Annotated in this window: 2 protein-coding genes; both read left to right on the top strand. The window is 52.1% G+C overall.

Translation table 11 applies throughout. The features are described from left to right. The first annotated feature begins 641 nt into the window (after positions 1-641). Positions 642-2,135 (top strand): hypothetical protein, encoded by a 1,494-nt coding sequence (locus VJ464_01970; GenBank protein HKQ03871.1) that lies wholly within the window; start codon positions 642-644, stop codon positions 2,133-2,135. Positions 2,136-2,309: 174 nt separating this feature from the next. Beyond that, on the top strand, positions 2,310-2,736 hold a 427-nt coding region (locus VJ464_01965; GenBank protein ID HKQ03870.1), incomplete at its 3' end, for a hypothetical protein.

The following is a 2,736-nucleotide window of genomic DNA, read 5'->3' as shown; positions in this document are numbered from 1 at the left end:
GAGGAACATGAGTTGTTTGAGCGCGTAATCAAATCAGTCGAATTCGAGCCGAAGAAGGTGCAAACTCAGAAGCAAGAATGAGGTCTTCGCGGGCAGTCTAACAACGACATGCACCGGAGCCGCCGAAGCGCACTTCCCGTTGTTCTTTCATTGCCATTCGGCGGCCCGGTGATGTGTGTTCGTTAGACAACTTTGCTCGACAAAGACGTGGCTAATTGATAGCGCCTGCGCACCACCTTCGCTGGCCAAGCCAACACCAACCTCGTGGTTGTGTGGCGGCGCAACTCGCTCGCGCCTGCCTTCACTTGCTTCGTCGCGTGGTCGTTGCGGTACTCGCTGGCGCATGTCTCGATATGGCCGTCCGCCGCGCAGTCGCTACGCGACGGGCCAAAGGGCCGGCGCGGCTGTGTAGTCGCGGCGTAGTATGCACAATCGGGATGCAGCAGGGAGCTTTGAGGGCTGTCTAACAACGACATGCACCGGAGCGCGGCGAGCGCGGTTCTTGTGATTCATCCAATGCGACACGCCGCGCCCGGTAATGTCGAGCGTTGGGCGGAACTAATCGCTGTATAGTGCAGTGACAGATTGCTTATAATCCGAAACAGGATCATACAGACAGCTTCAATGAATTAGGAGATGCAGTGAAACTGGGTGAGTATACAGCCGAATTCGCGGATGCATGCGCAACTCTTCGCAATGGCAAGGCCAATCAATCTGCACTTATAGCCGGACGACTGCTAGAGAACCTGCTTTGTGACCTCTACTCTGACAACTTTGATCAATTCGACGAACCATTGCAGCAAGAGATACGTCAACGCGAGCAAGCGGCAAACAAGCAGATAGGATTATATTTCCTAGAAAGGCTTTATCATGAACTGAAGCTGTTCGATGCTATAGAAAATATTACACAGCGGTCTACTCAGGTCTTAAAATTTTTGAACTTATATGCCTGTCGAAGAATACGAAACCGAATTGTACACCAGCGCCATTCTGCAACATCAGACGAGGCGAGATTCTTGCTCAATACAATAGAGCAAATACTTGCCTATCTCGGTGCTGACGTCGATTCTGCTCGCTTGGGCGATTCTGAACTCGTACCGCTCCGCTATTCGAATAGTAGTGATTGTCTGCGACTTCTTCTACAAAAGATATGGGAATTCCCAGAAGCAAATGGATCACGTGCTTCTTGGGCAGTAAAAGAGAGCTTGGTACTAAGAGGCGAACTTACCAAAGCAATTGAGCAACCAGGATTAGGAATAGCTCTCTTCACAACGGAATTAGCAGGCGAGGTGTTTGGTGATAAGGCCAAAGACAAGATACACTCCTGCGTTGATTGGGGATTAAAACAAGCAATGACATCTGATCGGCACCTCATTTCAGGAGAGATTATTAGTGGCATCACAGGAAGAATAACAAGCAATCTTGATTTTCGTCATACTATCGCCCTTGCCATTCTTATGGCACGTTCGGGTTTATATCGTGACCACCAAGAGCACTATCTAAGGATGGTCTTAGATAGTCAATGCGACGACGGCGGTTGGCCATCCGAATTCGACACTAAGACGAGTGAGTTGACCTCAACGGTATATACCGTTGAATATGTAGGAATCTGTTCAAGACTATTTGAAAATCCGCCGTTGAGCTTGAATGACCCTCTCCGTAGCGGCCAAGACTGGCTTATTCGCTGCTCTATGCCAAATGGTGGCTGGGCAACAAGAATTTTTGAAAAAGAATCATGGGACCAATTATGGAGCACGGCATATATCCTCCAACGCTTGTTGGCTAGCGACCTGCCTGCTTATCCTGAATGGTCGCAGGCCCTAAGATTCGCCACCGCCTCACTATTACAGAAAAGCTCAGAGGCGAAATACGCGGACCCGAAACTTCAGCTACGAGTAGAAGCCCGGGTTGCAGCAGCACTATCTTGCTCATTAATAGTGGGTACTATATCGCCGCTTTTAAGGGAGAGCGCGGAGGCGTGGCTTCATGAATGGAAACGCCGATTTCTACACACTCTCCAGCATGTACCGTCAAGAGAGTGTGACTTGGCGACAGCAACATTTGCATCACGCGCACTGTTGAAAGGTAAGAACTATCGTGAAATAGGAGATAGCGTGCTGACAGAATCTCAGTAACATTCCTTCGTTCCGCCCAACAATGCGTTGCAGCGGAGGCCGTGAAGCACAGTTCTCATGATTCGGCCATTGCCGCTCACGGCCCCGCTGAACGCGGGCGTTAGGCCGCTGGGCCAAGTGTTAAATGGCCGGTCACGTCCGACGATGTCAACCTCCCTCGATTGATAGAGCGCCATGCGGAAATTTCGCGACTACGCAATACTTCCGTGGCTGGTCTCTATAGCCACCCTGGTCGGTGCCTACAGCGCATCTGATACGATCAGCCCGCGCGTGCCTCGACTCATCCTCCTCGCCATTGGTTCGGGCGTGCTCTTCATTTGGATCGGCCTGTGGCTGCGCCATCGCTACGGCGTTTGGCCACTCGCCGCGTGGACAGCGGCGGCGATGGCATTCGGGTCGCTCGCGCTTGGCCCGATCACCGTCGATGCGCTAGACCTCCCTAGCGGATGGGGAGCGTGGGCAGGGTCTATTCATTCTCGAAGATCAAGCCCGATGGCTGCCATCGCAAGTCCTGGCTGTGCTGCATACCTCCGACACGCCGCCGCGATGTTTGTCACTCCTTCCACCCTCATCAACGTTATTGCCGCATTCCTCAACGCCG

The organism is Blastocatellia bacterium, from assembly GCA_035275065.1.
Classification (GTDB): Bacteria; Acidobacteriota; Blastocatellia; order UBA7656; family UBA7656; genus DATENM01.
This window is presented reverse-complemented; position numbering and strand designations above follow the sequence as displayed.